Below are 15,404 nucleotides of genomic sequence, written 5' to 3' on the forward strand. Positions count from 1 at the left end.
ACATCCGCCCAAGTTCACAGGGCTGAACACATGATGATTCCCTCTCCCTGGCGCGCCGATTTTCCGGCCATCGCCGCTCTGCAACGGCAGGACCAGACTTATCTGGACAACGCCGCCACCACGCAAAAACCCCAAGCCCTGCTGGATGCCCTGGCGCATTACTACGCCAACGGCGCGGCCAACGTGCATCGGGCGCAACACTTGCCCGGCGCCCATGCCACCCAGGCGTTCGAGGACAGCCGCCGCAAGGTCGCCCAATGGCTCAATGCCGGCGATTGCGGGCAGATCATCTTTACCCACGGCGCGACTTCCGCGCTGAATCTCCTGGCCTATGGCCTGGAACACCTGTTCAATCCGGGCGATGAAATCGTCATCAGCGCCCTGGAGCATCACGCCAATCTATTGCCATGGCAGCAACTGGCCCACCGCCGCGACCTGAAGCTGGTGATCTTGCCGCTGGATGGCGATGGTTTGATCGATCTCGACATCGCCGCTCGACTGATCGGTCCGCGTACACGCCTGCTGGCGGTCAGTCAGCTGTCCAACGTGCTCGGCGCCTGGCAGCCGTTACCCGCATTGCTGCAGATGGCCCAGGCGCATGACGCGCTGACCGTGATCGATGGCGCCCAAGGCGTAGTCCACGGTCGGCACGACGTTCAGGCGCTGGGGTGCGACTTCTATGTGTTTTCCAGCCATAAGCTCTACGGCCCCGAGGGCCTCGGCGTGCTGTTCGGGCGCGATGAAGCGCTGGCGCAACTGCGTCACTGGCAATTTGGCGGTGAAATGGTGATGGATGCCAATTATCACGACGCCCGCTTTCGCCCGGCGCCCCTGGGTTTTGAGGCCGGTACGCCGCCGATTGCCAGCGTGATCGGCCTGGGTGCGACCCTCGACTACCTGGCCGGACTGGATCAGGAAGCCGTGTCCGCCCACGAAGCGGCATTGCATGACTATCTGCTCAAAGGCCTTGAGGCGCGCACCGGCATTCGACTGTTGGGCAAACCGCAGTTGGCGCTGGTCAGTTTTGTTGTCGAGGGTGTGCATAACTCCGATCTGGCGCATTTGCTGACGGAACAAGGGATCGCCGTACGCGCCGGCCATCATTGCGCCATGCCGCTGTTGAAAAGCTTTGAACTGGCCGGGGCGATTCGGGTTTCACTGGCGCTGTACAACGATTCCGAAGATCTGGAGCGGTTTTTTGATGCGCTGGATCAGGCGCTGGAGTTGTTGCGGTGAACTTGCCTGCCGATGCTGTGTTAGCGCTGGATACCTTTCAGCAGGCTGCGAGCTGGGAACAGCGGGCGCGGTTGCTGATGCAGTGGGGCGACCGACTGCCGGCCTTGAGCGATGTGGATAAGGTCGATGCCAACCGGGTGCATGGCTGTGAAAGCCAAGTGTGGTTGGTGGGCGCGCTGGAAGATGGTCACTGGCAGTTTTCCGCGAGCAGCGATGCGCGGTTGATTCGCGGGTTGGTGGCGTTGTTGCTGGCGCGGGTCAATGGGTTGTCCGCGACTGAGTTGCAACAGGTGGATCTGCCGGAGTGGTTCAGTCAGTTGGGGCTGAGCCGCCAGCTTTCCCCGTCGCGTAGCAATGGCTTGAATGCCGTGCTTCATCGGATGAAGGAGTTGGCTGGTTAATCGCCTTCGAGCAAGCCCGCTCCCACATTTGATCGGTGTCGGATACAAAATCCAGGTACGCCACAAATCCAATGTGGGAGCGGGCTTGCTCGCGAAGGGGCCCTCAGCCGCAACAGTTAAACCTCAGGTTTAACGCGATCCGCCGGCCGCCGCACCCCAGCCACAATCTTGTCCACAGCCTTGGTCGCCGCGACCATGCCGAACGTTGCCGTTACCATCATCACCGCGCCAAAACCGCCGGCGCAGTCCAGCTTCACCCCATCCCCGACAAAACTCTTCTGCAGGCAAATGCTGCCGTCCGGTTTCGGGTAGCGCAGCTGCTCGGTGGAAAACACGCAGGGCACGCTGTAATGGCGGGTCACGGTGCGGGAGCAGCCGTAGTCACGGTGTAAGCGGGGCGATCGCTTACCCGCATTGAATGAACTGGACAACCGCGTATTTGGCTGTGAACGCCAAGTACAGCTGGAGAGCGCGTGAGTTGACACCCTCTGTGCGCTGGCTTGCCTATTGAGATTGTCTTCAATCACATCATTGCCGCAATGATGAACTGGTGCGAACTCTTTTTCGACATTGCTAGGCACCACCCACCTGAATGGCTAAGCGTGCGTATATTTGAAAACAGTGAACCAAAAAACGAGAACAAGTCAAAATCGTTTAAACACTGCAAGCTGTTGAAACAGCATAGAAACTTTCTAAGTTTTAACATACGTGTAAATTATCAAAGATTTACCCCGCCATCACGTAGGAAAAAGCCCACGCAACAACAGGAAATTTCGCAACATCATTCGATTGCAAAATAAATAATCCACGAGCATTAATAACTCACTGATGCAAAAACACCGCATGTGCGGCGTTTACTAGCAAGCACCGACCCATAAAAAATAGAAATTAAGGCTAACCTGGAGTGGCCACCGATTTTTAAATCCCTCACCACCTGAGGTTCAAAAAACACAAATCTGTCGGCTAAACTCCAATAAAAAGCGCGACTAGAGGAGTAACCAGATCACAACTTCAATTGACTATTATTTTTTGAACCGCACGCAGCCCAGCCTTCACCAACTGTTCACTGATTATCCGAAGGAGCCAAAATATATGAAATGCACAACGGAAACACGTGTAGGAAATGTGCTAGCAGGGTGGAATCATTTATCGGTTGTCGGCCCAGTTAATATTAAAAACGCCTCTGGTGCGCGCGTTCAACTGGACACAGGGGAATGGTACGATGATTATATCATGGGGTGGGGTTCGTGTCTTTTAGGGCACGATAGTGTCATTATCAAAGATTCTATAACGAGCTCTTTGTCGCAAGGATTTCTTCAGCAATACGAAACGGATAAACATAGACTTTTGAGTGAAAAGTTTTGCGCTGCTGTGCCGTGCGCGGAAAAATTACGCTTGGTCAATTCCGGGCTTGAAGCCACCATGTATGCCACTCGCATAGCCCGCGCAGTGACCGGGAAACGTATCATCTTGAAGTTCGAGGGGCATTTCCATGGACTCAATGATTCTCTGACTTGGAATGTGGATTCATCTCCGCGCTCAGGTCAAATACTGGCCAGTTCCGAGTTGGAGCGCCTCTCAGGAACCGTCGGTATTCCTGATGAATACGGCACGCTGACTGTCCCGATTCCCTGGAACGACTCACAAGCTGTTCAGAGGGCGTTTGAACGATACAAGGAGGATATAGCCGGTATCATTCTCGAACCCGTGGCCTTGAATATCGGCTGCATAAGACCGGACGAAGGATTCCTGCAGGAGTTACGCGCACTTACGAGTCAACATGGCGCTCTATTGATTTTTGATGAGGTATTAACCGGATTTCGTGCCAACCTCGGCGGGGCTCAGAAAGACTACGGTGTCGTCCCGGACATCGCGGCCTACGGTAAAGCGTTCGGATGCGGCATGCCGATCGCCGGAATCGCCGGAAAAGCCGAGTACATGGACATTATTGCCCCCCGGGGACCTGTACAGGTCAGCGGTACCAATACAGGCCGCTATCTTTCGGTTTCCGCTGCTCTTGCTGTTATCGAGCACCTTGCGGACGGCAATGTATTTCGATATATCGCGACGTTGGAGTCCCAGTTGAAGAAGGGCCTGAGGGATATTTTCGACAAGCACGGAATACCCTGCTATCTCGACAGTTATGGCGGACGGATCGGGGTTCATATTGGCGCGTACGAGCGACCTCGGACAATGAGGGAAATAGAGAATTCCTACCCTGTAGAGTTCGCCAAGAAATTGTTTAACATATTATCTAGGGAGTATAACCTGTACGGATTCCTGATGCCCCTTAGTTATTGTCCCGAACCCGTCACGTTATCGGCCGCTCACACCCCCAAGATGATCGAAGATGCTTGTGATCGCCTGGACTCGGCGCTGAAGAGGTTAAAGTTTCATGAAAAGTGAATACAATAAAGATATTTATATTCGTCACTTCAAAGAAGCCGATATACCAGCATTACTGAATTTGATTGCTCAAATTGCATCCTCAGAAGACCTGACGAAAATTGCACATATCCAATTTTCCAACGAACTCGCGAGTCCTGATCATGAAGGAAGTCGTTTTGTCGCGACTTTGGATGGGCTAGTTGTCGGAACCATGGGCTGTGCGCGCGGCCCGATTCCATCTAGTCAGGCACTCTGGGCAGACTGGTTGATCGTTGATAGCGACTATCAACGTTGTGGAATTGCCTCGTTGTTGTATTCGGAAATCGAAAAATATGCCTTTGAGCGTGGCAAGCGTTATTTATGCCTGGACATCGGAAATATAGATAAGGAGCGGGCGGCCTACCTGTTTCATCTGAATAATGGCTTTCAGATTATCGGGCAACTACCCGACTATTGGTGCGACTACGAACACTTGAACATAATGGCGAAATTTCTGACTTCAAGGAAGTGACACTATCATGGGCGTTCTAACCAACATCGCAGAATTGCAGGATATCCTGAGGCATTGTCGTGCTAATGGTCTCGTCGTAGGGCTTTGCCACGGCTGTTTTGACATAGTCCATCCCGGACACATTTATCATTTCAAGCGAGCCAGTACTATGGTCGATCGCTTGTTTGTGTCAATTACGGCTGACAACTTTGTCAGTAAGGGGCCAGATCGACCGGTTTTCTCTGACTGTAAACGGGCTGAGTTTATTGCCTCCATCCGCTATTGCGATCATGTGATTGTCAACAACACACCGACAGCCGAGTACATGATCAAGACATTGCGACCTGATGTGTATTTCAAGGGAGCGGACTATAGCGACAGTTCAGACGTGAGACTACGGGCAGAACAAGCCATGGTTGAAAGCTCTGGCGGACGTATGGTCCTGACCGACGACGGGATATTCGACTCGACCACTCGAATTGCGAAATTAGTTATGTCCAAAAATGCCCAACGAGGTGATTGAGCAATGCAATCTCTCATAATGATAGACCTTGACGGAACACTGATCGATACACCGCATTTCGAGGCCTGGCGCAACACCGCCTTAATAATGGGAGGCACAGAACTTACTCATGAAGACTACATCAATCACATTGCTGGGCGTCCCCGAATGGAAGGAGCTTCACGCCTTCTGAAGTTGAAAAGAGAAGTTCATAGCCAAGGCACGCTCCACTCATTTAATGCCTGTGAGCTTGCCGACTACAAGCAGGGCGAATTTCAGCGCCTGTGTGCCAACACCAAACTTTTCAACGACGCGCTACGCCTACTAGAGCGTATTAACGATGCCCGGCAGACAGTCATCTTCTATACGGCCTCACAGAACGCCTCTGACTTGTTCGATAGGACCATGCATCAGTCAGCTTTATTGCTAAAACAACCCAAGATGGTTTTTCAGCAATCTGACAATCAGAGTCGAGGCGAGTTGTTCCAGCAGTTGATCGGCACGCGGGCTGCGAAGGATATCCATCTCATCGACGATAGCCCATACGCTGCTGATCTCGCATGCGGCCTTGGAATCCATACCTGGCAGATTCACCGCAACGTCCTTGAGCCCAAGGCCGGCGACCCACGTGTCTCGATAATTTCATCACTCGATGAGTTTATATTGCCAAAATAATAGCCTAGGGAAGAATAGACATGAGTAATGAATCGGTTGTTCTTGTAACTGGTGGAGCGGGCTACATCGGATCCCGCTTAGTTCCAAAACTGCTGGCCGCAGGTTACCAAGTCAGGGTCTTGGACGCGCTGTTCTTCTCCAATGGGCTTGAGTTGCTCATGAGTCACCCTGGCCTGGAATTCATAAAAGGTGATATCCGTGACAAACTGATCGTGGAGAAGGCATTACAGAACGCTCGGACCGTAGTCCATCTTGCCGCAGTGGCCAATGATCCGAGTTTCAATTCAGCTCCTGAACTTGGCCAGTCAATCAATATTGATTGCCTGCCCCATTTAATGGGCAGCGCAAGGCGACTAGGTTGCCAGCGTTTCATTTACGCCTCGTCGGCGAGCGTTTACGGAATCAGTGCAAAACCCTTTGTTGATGAGAACCAAGCCTGCGTTCCGATCACTGACTACAATCGATTCAAGGCGCAAGGAGAGAAGATACTCTTCGACTTGACCGATTCAACTTTCCAGACCGTGGCCGTTAGAGCTGCCACGGTTTGCGGCTGGTCGCCTCGACAGCGGCTTGACCTTACGGTGAACATCCTGACTGCAAGTGCGCTTGCTCGGGGTGAAATCACCGTGTTTGGAGGCAGTCAGTACCGGCCAAATGTTCATATTGGTGATCTCACTCGACTCTATATGATGCTCGTTCAGCGAGAGTCTCTGAGTTCGGTCTGTGGCATGGCCATCAACGTCGGTTATGAAAACCATACAGTCACCGATATCGCTAACCGGGTAAAAGATATCGTCGATAAGTACTTTTCGACCAACGTACCGATCACCACCACCGCCAGTAATGATGTCCGCTCGTACCGCCTGGATTCACGCCGGGTCCAGCAGCAACTCGGGTTCGAGTTCATTTACTCGATTCGGGATGCCGTCCTGGAGATATGCGAGCAATGGCAGTCGGGGAGATTCACAGACAGCGTTGATGTACTCTCGGACACCCGCTACCACAACGTTCGAAACATGCAGCACAACGATTGGTCCTTTCCGCCTTGCGGAGACACCTCATCGTGCTAACCATTACTTATGGAAAGCAGGTCGAAGAGATCGTAGAGGTCAGCTCAGAATCTTCCGCCTTTGTGGCCTGCGTGGCGACCCTTGCCAATGCTCATATAGGGGTACGTCCCTATGTACCAGAGTCATCGGCGCGAACGAAACGCACACAGTTGTTGGTTAGAGATATCTATGCTGCCGGGCTTGGGGTATCACGGGAGATAGTTTCACTGCCGGCGCCAAGGATTATCCGACTCTATGATGTCGATACCGGCGAGCGCGCCCATCAGATGCTGGACGCTCCGACGGTTGTCTTGTCGCTCGACAAGGCAACCGTCACCAGTACCGAACGGGTGCGGATCGGAAGTGCCATATATGAACTGACGGTGAGACAATTCATCGATGCGCCTGATGTCACCGCCGCCTCTACGTACATAGGGTTGTGCAGGGTCGGCGCCTGGAAAAAGCCACATCGGGTACGCTTGGACTTTGGCATGGATGACTCGGCGCTGAATGAATACCTAGGCGCCTCCGATTGGTTGACTGCTCGTCACTACAGTATCAAGCAGAGTCTTTGCGATGACTGCGATTTAAGTTTAATAGTGGAAACGCGAGAAAACCGATTGGGCTACAACCTTCGCCTCGAAAGATCCCATCTGGCCGCCAGCTCCGCTATTTACTGGGATACAAACGAGAGCAACTGCGTCGCCTCGATAACTTTTGATTTCTCCACGACCAGACACCAACAGTTTTCTGCTCACTGGCAATTAAAACGAGATTCGCCCAATCCGACTTTTGCGTGTTTCCCATCCGCAACCGACCCGACTGGTATCGAAAGCGCACATCAGGAAAAGTGGAATATCCTTTGGGGTGACCATGAAGTCATCATTAGTTCAAGAGGCAGTCCTGCGGAACTCGGTATGAAATATGCCGTTTTCCAACTTTTGCAACATGGTGTCGGCTCGAAGATCAATGATCGAGGCGTGATTTCACCGGCACGAGGACTAACCAGCACTTATCATTCTGGCGCCACGTTCTTCGATACTGAGTTGCATAAGTGTATTTTCTGGATCTGGAACGATCCAGTACAGGCAAAAGCCTTGATCGACTATCGCTATGATTTCATAGATGAGGCGCGGTTGTTTGCGAAAGCCAACGGCTTCGCTGGCGCTCGTTACCCTGAAGCCTCCAACGACATGGGCACCGAAAATGGGCCCCATTACGTGCTGTCATACCCAGATCCGGAAATAAGACGAGAATGGAGTGTCAAGGAGGTCCTGCATATATCAGCAGATATTTGCTATGCGCTAAATAAATACTGGGCGGCCACTGGTGACGATGATTACATGGAGTCACGGGGATACCAAATAATTGTTGAAAGCGCAAGGTTCGCTGCGTCGGCTTTCAACTGGTCAGAGCACAAGCAGGCATATGTCCTGAAGTCGGTGATGGGGCCAGATGAATATCACTATCATGTGGATAATAGTTTCTTTACCAACTATATGCTCAGGTGGTGCATCAGGCTCGCGCTGTCGTTGGTGGGACGTTGTGGTTTCCCACTTGTGCCGGCGGCGGAAATAGAGTGTTGGCAAACCTTATCGGATAGCGTCTACCTGCCTTGGATGATGGTGCAGGGTGTTTCTATCCCCGAGGAGTTCGAGGGATATGCTTCCCTGCCGGACGCCCGACTCAGAGTGGATAAAAAACGGGGCCCTCAGTTTGTTGACGAAGCAGAACGGGAAAAGGCCGAAAAGTTGCAAAACTTCAATTCACGTTTGGTAAAGCAAGCAGACATCGTCTTGCTAATGTCACTATTTCCCGAGCACTTTTCAGAAATCGTTAAACGCATTGCATTTAACTATTATGAACCGCGTACGGTACATGAGTCTTCGTTGAGTTATGGTCCCCATGCCGTAGTGGCAGCTCATTTGGGCGATACGGGAACTTGTGTCGACTTCATACAACGGGCAAGTCGTTATAACCTGGACTTCACTCCCGTGGTCGACTACAGCAATGGATTACATCTATCCGCCTATGCCGGTGCTTGGCAAGGACTTGTCGAGGGTTTGGCCGGCCTTGAGATCAAAGAGGGGCGATTGTCCTTCCGGCCGCAGTTACCTCTCCATTGGGACTCCTGCCATTTCACCCTTTACTTTCGCGGCCAGCGGCTCAAGGTCTCGATCCTCGGTCAAGGAGAGCTAGTGGTCAGGAGAGGGGGACTAAAGCTCGACACACACTTCAACCATGACGCAAGCATAGGCCTCAAGGAGGAGTACTTATGATCTCTATCGCTGATCGTTTGTCACCCTACACAGATGCCCTGAGTGTCTCGTCTTTTCGCAAGTTGCTCATCGGGCAAAGCCTCTCGATGGCTGGCGACGCTATTTGTCTGGCCGCTCTGCCAATAGCACTTATTCGGACCGGCTTCGGAGGAGACGTATTCGGTTTTATTATGGCGGCAGTCGGGGTCGGGACCGTGATTGGGGCTCTGGCCGGCGGTTTGCTGGCGGATCGAAAGTCACCGAAGCAAATTCTGATTTACACCGATACGGCGCGGGGATTTGCGCAACTGGCCGCGGTGGCGCTGCTCGTCTCCGGTTCGCCTTGGTGGTGCCTGGTCATTGCTTATCTGATATTCGGCATCGGCATCGGGATTTCTCGTCCGTGTGCTCAGGTATTGCTCGCCAATCTACTGCCCAAACAAGCATTGGTAGCTGGCAATGGTGCGATGAACTTTGTCGATAACCTGGTCGCTGTGTTGTTTCCCGCAACGCTGGGGGTGTTCATCATTTTCTGGGATCCGGTCTGGGGCATATTGATCGACGGTCTGACATTCTTCTGTGCCGCCATTTATACGGCGATGCTGCCCAATGTGGAGCGCCATGAGTTCGAGGAGGAGTTCTCGATCCGGGAAGCGATCAACGGCATTACCGTCATTACTGGCAACTCCACGCTATTGCTTGGTTTCGCGGCCACCCTCGTGGTGAATGTACTGTGTTTCCCGATTTTCCTAGTCGTTGCACCCTATGCCATCAGCGATCGCTTCAGCGAAGAAATGTGGGGGCTGTGTCTGGCCGCTTCGGGATTCGGCGCATGCATTGGATCAATCATCACCGTGCTCGCTTCCGGGCATAAACACCTGATCGGTCTTGCTGTGACCTGTGGCTTGTTCTTGGCTGGCGCGATGGCTCTTCTCGGCATGGGAAGCTCGTCTTGGATGGCAATACTGGGAGCGACCTTCGTGGGTATCGTCGAAGCGTCCTGGCTGACGGGATGGGCCACAGCGATGCAGACACTTTCTCCCGAGAAGGACCTCGGCAAAGTGGTGGCAGTCGATACGTTATTTACCAGTGGCGTGCACCCCTTCATTTATCTCGGTAGTGGAATTGTCGGAGGGATGGTCGGGTACTCGCAGACACTTTCCCTCACGGCAATCCTCAGTGCCGTAGGCACACTATTAATTGTTTTAGCGTCCTTTACGTTCATGCCAAGGAGTGTTCGAAATGATCAAGTGTAATAATGTGCAAGAGCAAGCCCAAGATCTTTCCGCCTTGATTCTGCAACATTGGCAGGAGCTTTTGGCGGCCGGAGACTTTGTGCTTGGCGAGGAAGTCGTGAAGTTCGAAGCATGGATGTCCGAGCGATGTAACGGTGCCTATGCCATTTCCCTCAATTCCGGCACCGACGCTTTGCTACTGGCGATGCGGGGCCTTGAAATTGGGCCTGGCGATGAAGTTATCACCTGCGCAAATACCTTCGTCGCAACGGTGGGGGCAATAGTTGCCGCCGGCGCCAAACCCGTTCTAGCAGATGTGGGCGATGATGAACTCATCAACGTCGATACCATCGAGCCTCTCATGAACGCCCGCACAAAAGCAGTCATACCGGTTTATCTGCGCGGCCGTCCATTGAACGTTAACGCGATAATCGACTTGTGTCGCCCTCGCGGTGTTGCGGTAATCGAAGACTGCGCCCAGGCTATTGGTACTACCCTCGACGGGCATCAAGTGGGCACTAGGGGCGATGCATCAGCCTTCTCCATGCATCCACTAAAGACGCTCGGTGGCTTGGGAGATGGGGGGATGCTGGTAACAACCAATACTAAAATCGCGGACTATGCCAGGAGGGCACGTAACCACGGGCTGGAAACCCGCAACGAATCCGTGTTGTTCGGAATCAATTCACGCCTCGATTCGCTACAGGCGTCAGCCCTCAACATAAAGGTTCAGTACTTGGACCAATGGTTGAAGCGGCGACTGGAAATTGCTGCGTTCTACGATCAGGCCCTTATCGGGACGGCGACGGCCGTAGACCTTGGCGGTGGCAAGCCCGGCGGGTCCTTCTACCACTACGTAGTGCAGTCGAAGCACCGAGACAGGCTACAGCGCTACCTAACCGAATATGATATCCAAGCGGCAATTCACTACCCTACGCCTATTCATTGGCAAAAAGCCTGGTTAAAGAACCAACCTCAGGTTGTTTTACCCAATACAGAGCGTTTGTCCCGGGAAATGCTCACTCTTCCTTGCCACCATCATTTGACAGACAGTGATGTTGAGAAGGTCGTGGGCGCAATAAAGCGCTTTGAGCTCATGAAAATCCGATGACTTGTGCGGGCGCGATCAAGTGCGAATACGCTAAGCCCGCACACGGGGCCTGTCATAATCCAAAGACTGTCAAGGCAAACCAGGGTCCGCAACAACTTAGTCGATAACCAGCAGCAATTGCTGCCGAGCTCGGACAAGGAGCTGCTGAAAGCTATTACGCTATCGGCTTTACTTTGTCCGCCGGCCGCCGCACCCCAGCCACAATCTTGTCCACAGCCTTGGTCGCCGCGACCATGCCGAACGTTGCCGTTACCATCATCACCGCGCCAAAACCGCCGGCGCAGTCCAGCTTCACCCCATCCCCGACAAAACTCTTCTGCAGGCAAATGCTGCCGTCCGGTTTCGGGTAGCGCAGCTGCTCGGTGGAAAACACGCAGGGCACGCTGTAATGGCGGGTCACGGTGCGGGAAAAGTTGTAATCGCGGCGCAGGGTCGAGCGTACTTTCGAGGCCAACGGATCGTTGAACGTACGATTCAGGTCGCACACCTGGATCAGCGTCGGGTCGATCTGCCCGCCCGCCCCGCCGGTGGTGATGATCTGGATCTTGCGCCGTTTGCACCACGCAATCAGCGCAGCCTTGGCATTCACACTGTCGATGCAGTCGATCACGCAGTCGATGTTCGGTGTGATGTATTCGGCCATGGTCTCGCGGGTGACGAAATCCGCCACCGCGTGCACCGTGCAGTCCGGGTTGATCCCGCGCAGGCGCTCGGCCATCACCTCGACCTTGGGCTTGCCGACGGTGCTGTCCAGCGCGTGCAACTGACGATTGGCGTTGCTGACACAGACATCGTCCAGGTCGAACAGCGAAATTTCGCCCACGCCACACCGGGCAACGGCTTCCGCCGCCCAGGAGCCGACGCCGCCGACGCCGACGATCGCCACATGGGCCGCGCGCAAGCGCTCCAGGCCCTCGATGCCATACAAGCGGGCGATGCCAGCAAACCGCGGATCTTCTGTACTCATGACCATTACCCCAAAAACCGGCGCGCATTATAGGGCCGAAGACGGCCAAGAGCATCTCTGGACTCTGAATGACCTCCTGGTTTCTTTAATCAGGCTACGCGCAAACAAGAATTAGCCTACGAACGCCAACGAAAGAACTTAAGTCGAGTTGGAGTGCCAAATGTAGGGCATTTTCCTGTCAGCTGTACGCTCAGGGAATGCCCGGTGTAGGATGCGCGCCCCTTGGTTCTCGCCGACCGGTCCTTAGTTCCACAGCCTTTGGAACCCGAAATAGCTATGTCATCGCGTAAATTTGGACTCAACCTGGTGGTGGTGCTCGCCATCGCCGCCTTGTTTACTGGCTTCTGGGCGCTGATCAACCGCCCGGTCACCGCCCCCGATTGGCCCGAACAGATCTCCGGATTTTCGTACTCGCCATTTCAACAAGGCCAGTACCCGCAGAAAGAGCAATACCCGAGCGACGATGAAATGCGTCGCGACCTGGAGATCCTGAGCAAGCTGACGGACAACATCCGTACTTACTCTGTCGATGGCACCCTGGGAAACATCCCCAAACTGGCGGAAGAATTCGGCTTGAGGGTCACCCTCGGGATCTGGATCAGCCCGGACGAGGAGCGCAACGAGCGCGAGATCACGCGTGCCATCGAAATCGCCAACAGCTCGCGCAGTGTGGTACGCGTGGTGGTCGGTAACGAGGCGATCTTCCGTAAGGAAATTACCGCCCCCGAACTCAGCATTATTCTCGATCGCGTCCGCGCGGCGGTGAAAGTGCCGGTGACCACTTCCGAGCAATGGCACGTCTGGGAAGAAAACCCCGGCCTGGCCAAGCACGTCGACCTGATCGCCGCGCACGTCCTGCCTTACTGGGAACACGTGCCGATGGAGCAGTCCGGGCAGTTCGTACTCGACCGCGCCCGCGACCTGAAGAAAATGTTCCCGAAAAAACCGCTGTTGCTGTCGGAAGTCGGCTGGCCGAGCAACGGCCGTATGCGCGGCGGCGCCGATGCGTCACCGGCAGACCAGGCGATTTACCTGCGCACACTGGTCAACAAGCTCAATCGCCAGGGTTTCAACTACTTCGTGATCGAAGCGTTCGACCAACCCTGGAAGGCCAGCGATGAAGGTTCGGTGGGCGCGTATTGGGGTGTATTCAACGCCGCGCGCCAGCAGAAATTCAACTTCGAAGGCCCGGTCGTCGCGATTCCGCAATGGCGGGTGCTGGCTGTCGGATCGGTGGTGCTGGCCCTGCTGTCCCTGACCCTGTTGATGATCGACGGCTCGGCCCTGCGTCAACGTGGCCGTACCTTCCTGACCTTCATCGCGTTCCTCTGCGGTTCGGTGCTGGTGTGGATCGGTTACGACTACAGCCTGCAATACAGCACCTGGTTCAGCCTGACCGTGGGTTTCCTGCTCGGGCTCGGCGCGCTCGGGGTGTTTATCGTGCTGCTGACCGAGGCCCACGAACTGGCCGAAGCGGTCTGGACCCACAAGCGCCGGCGCGAATTCCTGCCGGTAGTGGGCGATTCGGACTACCGACCGAAAGTCTCGATTCACGTCCCTTGCTACAACGAGCCGCCGGAGATGGTCAAACAGACCCTCAACGCCCTGGCCAACCTCGATTATCCGGACTTCGAAGTCCTGATCATCGACAACAACACCAAGGACCCGGCGGTCTGGGAGCCGGTGCAGGCCTATTGCGAAACCCTCGGCCCGCGCTTCAAGTTCTTCCACGTGGCACCATTGGCTGGCTTCAAGGGGGGCGCGCTGAACTACCTGATTCCGCACACCGCCAAGGATGCCGAAGTGATTGCGGTGATCGACTCGGACTACTGCGTCGATCCGAACTGGCTCAAGCATATGGTGCCGCACTTCGCCGATCCGAAAATCGCCGTGGTGCAGTCGCCACAGGATTATCGCGACCAGAACGAGAGCACCTTCAAGAAGCTCTGCTACGCGGAATACAAAGGCTTCTTCCACATTGGCATGGTCACTCGCAACGACCGTGACGCGATCATCCAGCACGGCACCATGACCATGACAAGGCGCTCGGTGCTGGAGGAGCTCGGCTGGGCCGACTGGTGCATCTGTGAAGACGCCGAACTGGGCCTGCGCGTGTTCGAAAAAGGCCTGTCGGCGGCGTATTACCACACCAGCTACGGCAAAGGCCTGATGCCCGATACCTTTATCGACTTCAAGAAACAGCGGTTCCGCTGGGCGTACGGCGCGATTCAGATCATCAAGCGTCACACCGCCAGCCTGCTGCGCGGCAAGGACACCGAACTGACCCGTGGCCAGCGTTACCACTTCCTCGCGGGCTGGTTGCCGTGGGTGGCGGATGGCATGAACATCTTCTTCACCGTCGGCGCCCTGTTGTGGTCGGCGGCAATGATCATCGTGCCGCAACGGGTCGACCCACCCTTGCTGATTTTCGCTATCCCGCCGTTGGCGCTGTTCGTGTTCAAGGTCGGCAAGATCATCTTTCTCTACCGTCGCGCGGTGGGGGTTAACCTCAAGGATGCGTTCTGCGCGGCACTGGCCGGGCTGGCGTTGTCGCACACCATCGCCAAAGCGGTGCTGTACGGTTTCTTCACCAGCAGCATTCCGTTCTTCCGCACGCCGAAAAACGCCGATAACCACGGCTTCTGGGTGGCGATTTCGGAAGCGCGCGAAGAAGTGTTCATCATGCTGCTGTTATGGGGTGCGGCGCTGGGGATCTTCCTGGTGAACGGTATGCCGAGCAACGACATGCGCTTCTGGGTGACCATGTTGCTGGTGCAGTCGCTGCCGTACCTGGCCGCGCTGATCATGGCGTTCCTGTCTTCGCTGCCCAAACCTTCGGCCGAAGCCGAGCCGCTACCAGCGGTCTAAATCGCTGCGGATGCACTAAACGGCGGCCAATGGCTGCCGTTTTGCTTTAAGATAACCGCCATTTTGCGGGGCTCGGCGGAATTCGGTTTAACGGCCGAACTCAATAACTGTGGGAGCGGGGGTTCTAGCGTTGGGGGCATCACGGTCGCTAAAATCGTCGCGAGCAAGCCCGCGCCCCCAAGTGCTCGTTGCCAAATTGAAATTTTACGGAGGTTTACAAGTAG

At 54.7% G+C, this 15,404-nt stretch carries 13 protein-coding genes and 1 pseudogene; 11 read left to right on the forward strand and 3 right to left on the reverse strand.

The genetic code is table 11. The annotated features are described in order from the left end of the window. Positions 1 to 30: 30 nt before the first annotated feature. Positions 31 to 1,236, forward strand: coding sequence for an aminotransferase class V-fold PLP-dependent enzyme (locus J2W17_RS25045; protein ID WP_307340979.1), 1,206 nt, complete (start codon positions 31 to 33; stop codon positions 1,234 to 1,236). Beyond that, positions 1,233 to 1,637, forward strand: a complete 405-nt coding sequence (locus J2W17_RS25050; RefSeq protein ID WP_307340982.1) for a SufE family protein — start codon at positions 1,233 to 1,235, stop codon at positions 1,635 to 1,637. Before J2W17_RS25045 ends, J2W17_RS25050 begins: the two co-directional genes overlap by 4 nt. Positions 1,638 to 1,753: 116 nt before the next feature. On the opposite strand, the pseudogene J2W17_RS25055 reads toward J2W17_RS25050, so the two are convergent. Further along, positions 1,754 to 2,029 (reverse strand): annotated as a pseudogene (locus J2W17_RS25055) (tRNA threonylcarbamoyladenosine dehydratase); the annotation flags it as partial. 700 nt (positions 2,030 to 2,729) lie between these two features. Here J2W17_RS25055 and J2W17_RS25060 point away from each other — a divergent pair. From J2W17_RS25060 to J2W17_RS25095, 8 genes are read left to right on the forward strand one after another with little or no spacing between them, the layout of a single operon-like run. Further along, positions 2,730 to 4,043 (forward strand): aspartate aminotransferase family protein, encoded by a 1,314-nt coding sequence (locus J2W17_RS25060; RefSeq protein WP_307340984.1) that lies wholly within the window; start codon positions 2,730 to 2,732, stop codon positions 4,041 to 4,043. After that, positions 4,033 to 4,536, forward strand: a complete 504-nt coding sequence (locus J2W17_RS25065) for a GNAT family N-acetyltransferase (RefSeq protein ID WP_307340987.1) — start codon at positions 4,033 to 4,035, stop codon at positions 4,534 to 4,536. The genes J2W17_RS25060 and J2W17_RS25065 overlap by 11 nt, the downstream gene beginning before the upstream one ends. A 7-nt stretch (positions 4,537 to 4,543) precedes the next feature. Beyond that, the gene (locus tag J2W17_RS25070; protein ID WP_307340990.1) at positions 4,544 to 5,038 is read left to right on the forward strand and encodes an adenylyltransferase/cytidyltransferase family protein; all 495 of its coding nucleotides are present in this window, start codon (positions 4,544 to 4,546) and stop codon (positions 5,036 to 5,038) included. A gap of 3 nt (positions 5,039 to 5,041) precedes the next feature. After that, positions 5,042 to 5,692, forward strand: a complete 651-nt coding sequence (locus J2W17_RS25075) for a hypothetical protein (RefSeq protein WP_307340993.1) — start codon at positions 5,042 to 5,044, stop codon at positions 5,690 to 5,692. A 20-nt stretch (positions 5,693 to 5,712) separates the two neighbouring features. Then, positions 5,713 to 6,762, forward strand: coding sequence for an NAD-dependent epimerase/dehydratase family protein (locus tag J2W17_RS25080; RefSeq protein WP_307340995.1), 1,050 nt, complete (start codon positions 5,713 to 5,715; stop codon positions 6,760 to 6,762). Next, positions 6,756 to 9,020, forward strand: a complete 2,265-nt coding sequence (locus J2W17_RS25085) for a glycosyl hydrolase family 65 protein (RefSeq protein ID WP_307340999.1) — start codon at positions 6,756 to 6,758, stop codon at positions 9,018 to 9,020. Before J2W17_RS25080 ends, J2W17_RS25085 begins: the two co-directional genes overlap by 7 nt. Then, entirely contained in the window at positions 9,017 to 10,255 is a 1,239-nt protein-coding gene (locus tag J2W17_RS25090; RefSeq protein ID WP_307341002.1) for an MFS transporter, read from the forward strand. The genes J2W17_RS25085 and J2W17_RS25090 overlap by 4 nt, the downstream gene beginning before the upstream one ends. After that, entirely contained in the window at positions 10,242 to 11,345 is a 1,104-nt protein-coding gene (locus J2W17_RS25095; RefSeq protein WP_307341005.1) for a DegT/DnrJ/EryC1/StrS family aminotransferase, read from the forward strand. The genes J2W17_RS25090 and J2W17_RS25095 overlap by 14 nt, the downstream gene beginning before the upstream one ends. A 154-nt stretch (positions 11,346 to 11,499) precedes the next feature. Here J2W17_RS25095 and tcdA read toward each other — a convergent pair whose 3' ends face one another. After that, complete coding sequence (gene tcdA / locus J2W17_RS25100; protein ID WP_150766012.1) at positions 11,500 to 12,318, reverse strand: tRNA cyclic N6-threonylcarbamoyladenosine(37) synthase TcdA; 819 nt, start codon at positions 12,316 to 12,318, stop codon at positions 11,500 to 11,502. A gap of 270 nt (positions 12,319 to 12,588) precedes the next feature. Here tcdA and J2W17_RS25105 point away from each other — a divergent pair, with 270 nt between their 5' ends. Next, positions 12,589 to 15,180 (forward strand): glycosyltransferase, encoded by a 2,592-nt coding sequence (locus J2W17_RS25105; RefSeq protein ID WP_307341013.1) that lies wholly within the window; start codon positions 12,589 to 12,591, stop codon positions 15,178 to 15,180. On the opposite strand, the gene J2W17_RS25110 is transcribed toward J2W17_RS25105, so the two are convergent. Next, positions 15,177 to 15,404, reverse strand: a 228-nt coding sequence (locus J2W17_RS25110; protein WP_307341015.1) for a hypothetical protein, incomplete at its 5' end; no start/stop codon positions are given. The genes J2W17_RS25105 and J2W17_RS25110 overlap by 4 nt on opposite strands.

Origin of the sequence: Pseudomonas lini, assembly GCF_030812475.1 — a bacterium.
Classification (GTDB): domain Bacteria; phylum Pseudomonadota; class Gammaproteobacteria; order Pseudomonadales; family Pseudomonadaceae; genus Aquipseudomonas; species Aquipseudomonas lini_A.

Bases quoted from the DNA above. Each gene is read 5' to 3' on its own strand.
- tcdA (WP_150766012.1), bottom strand. From the start codon at position 12,318: ATGGTCATGAGTACAGAAGATCCGCGGTTTGCTGGCATCGCCCGCTTG.
- J2W17_RS25065 (WP_307340987.1), top strand. From the start codon at position 4,033: ATGAAAAGTGAATACAATAAAGATATTTATATTCGTCACTTCAAAGAA.
- J2W17_RS25060 (WP_307340984.1), top strand. From the start codon at position 2,730: ATGAAATGCACAACGGAAACACGTGTAGGAAATGTGCTAGCAGGGTGG.
- J2W17_RS25105 (WP_307341013.1), top strand. From the start codon at position 12,589: ATGTCATCGCGTAAATTTGGACTCAACCTGGTGGTGGTGCTCGCCATC.
- J2W17_RS25090 (WP_307341002.1), top strand. From the start codon at position 9,017: ATGATCTCTATCGCTGATCGTTTGTCACCCTACACAGATGCCCTGAGT.
- J2W17_RS25075 (WP_307340993.1), top strand. From the start codon at position 5,042: ATGCAATCTCTCATAATGATAGACCTTGACGGAACACTGATCGATACA.
- J2W17_RS25045 (WP_307340979.1), top strand. From the start codon at position 31: ATGATGATTCCCTCTCCCTGGCGCGCCGATTTTCCGGCCATCGCCGCT.
- J2W17_RS25080 (WP_307340995.1), top strand. From the start codon at position 5,713: ATGAGTAATGAATCGGTTGTTCTTGTAACTGGTGGAGCGGGCTACATC.
- J2W17_RS25070 (WP_307340990.1), top strand. From the start codon at position 4,544: ATGGGCGTTCTAACCAACATCGCAGAATTGCAGGATATCCTGAGGCAT.
- J2W17_RS25095 (WP_307341005.1), top strand. From the start codon at position 10,242: ATGATCAAGTGTAATAATGTGCAAGAGCAAGCCCAAGATCTTTCCGCC.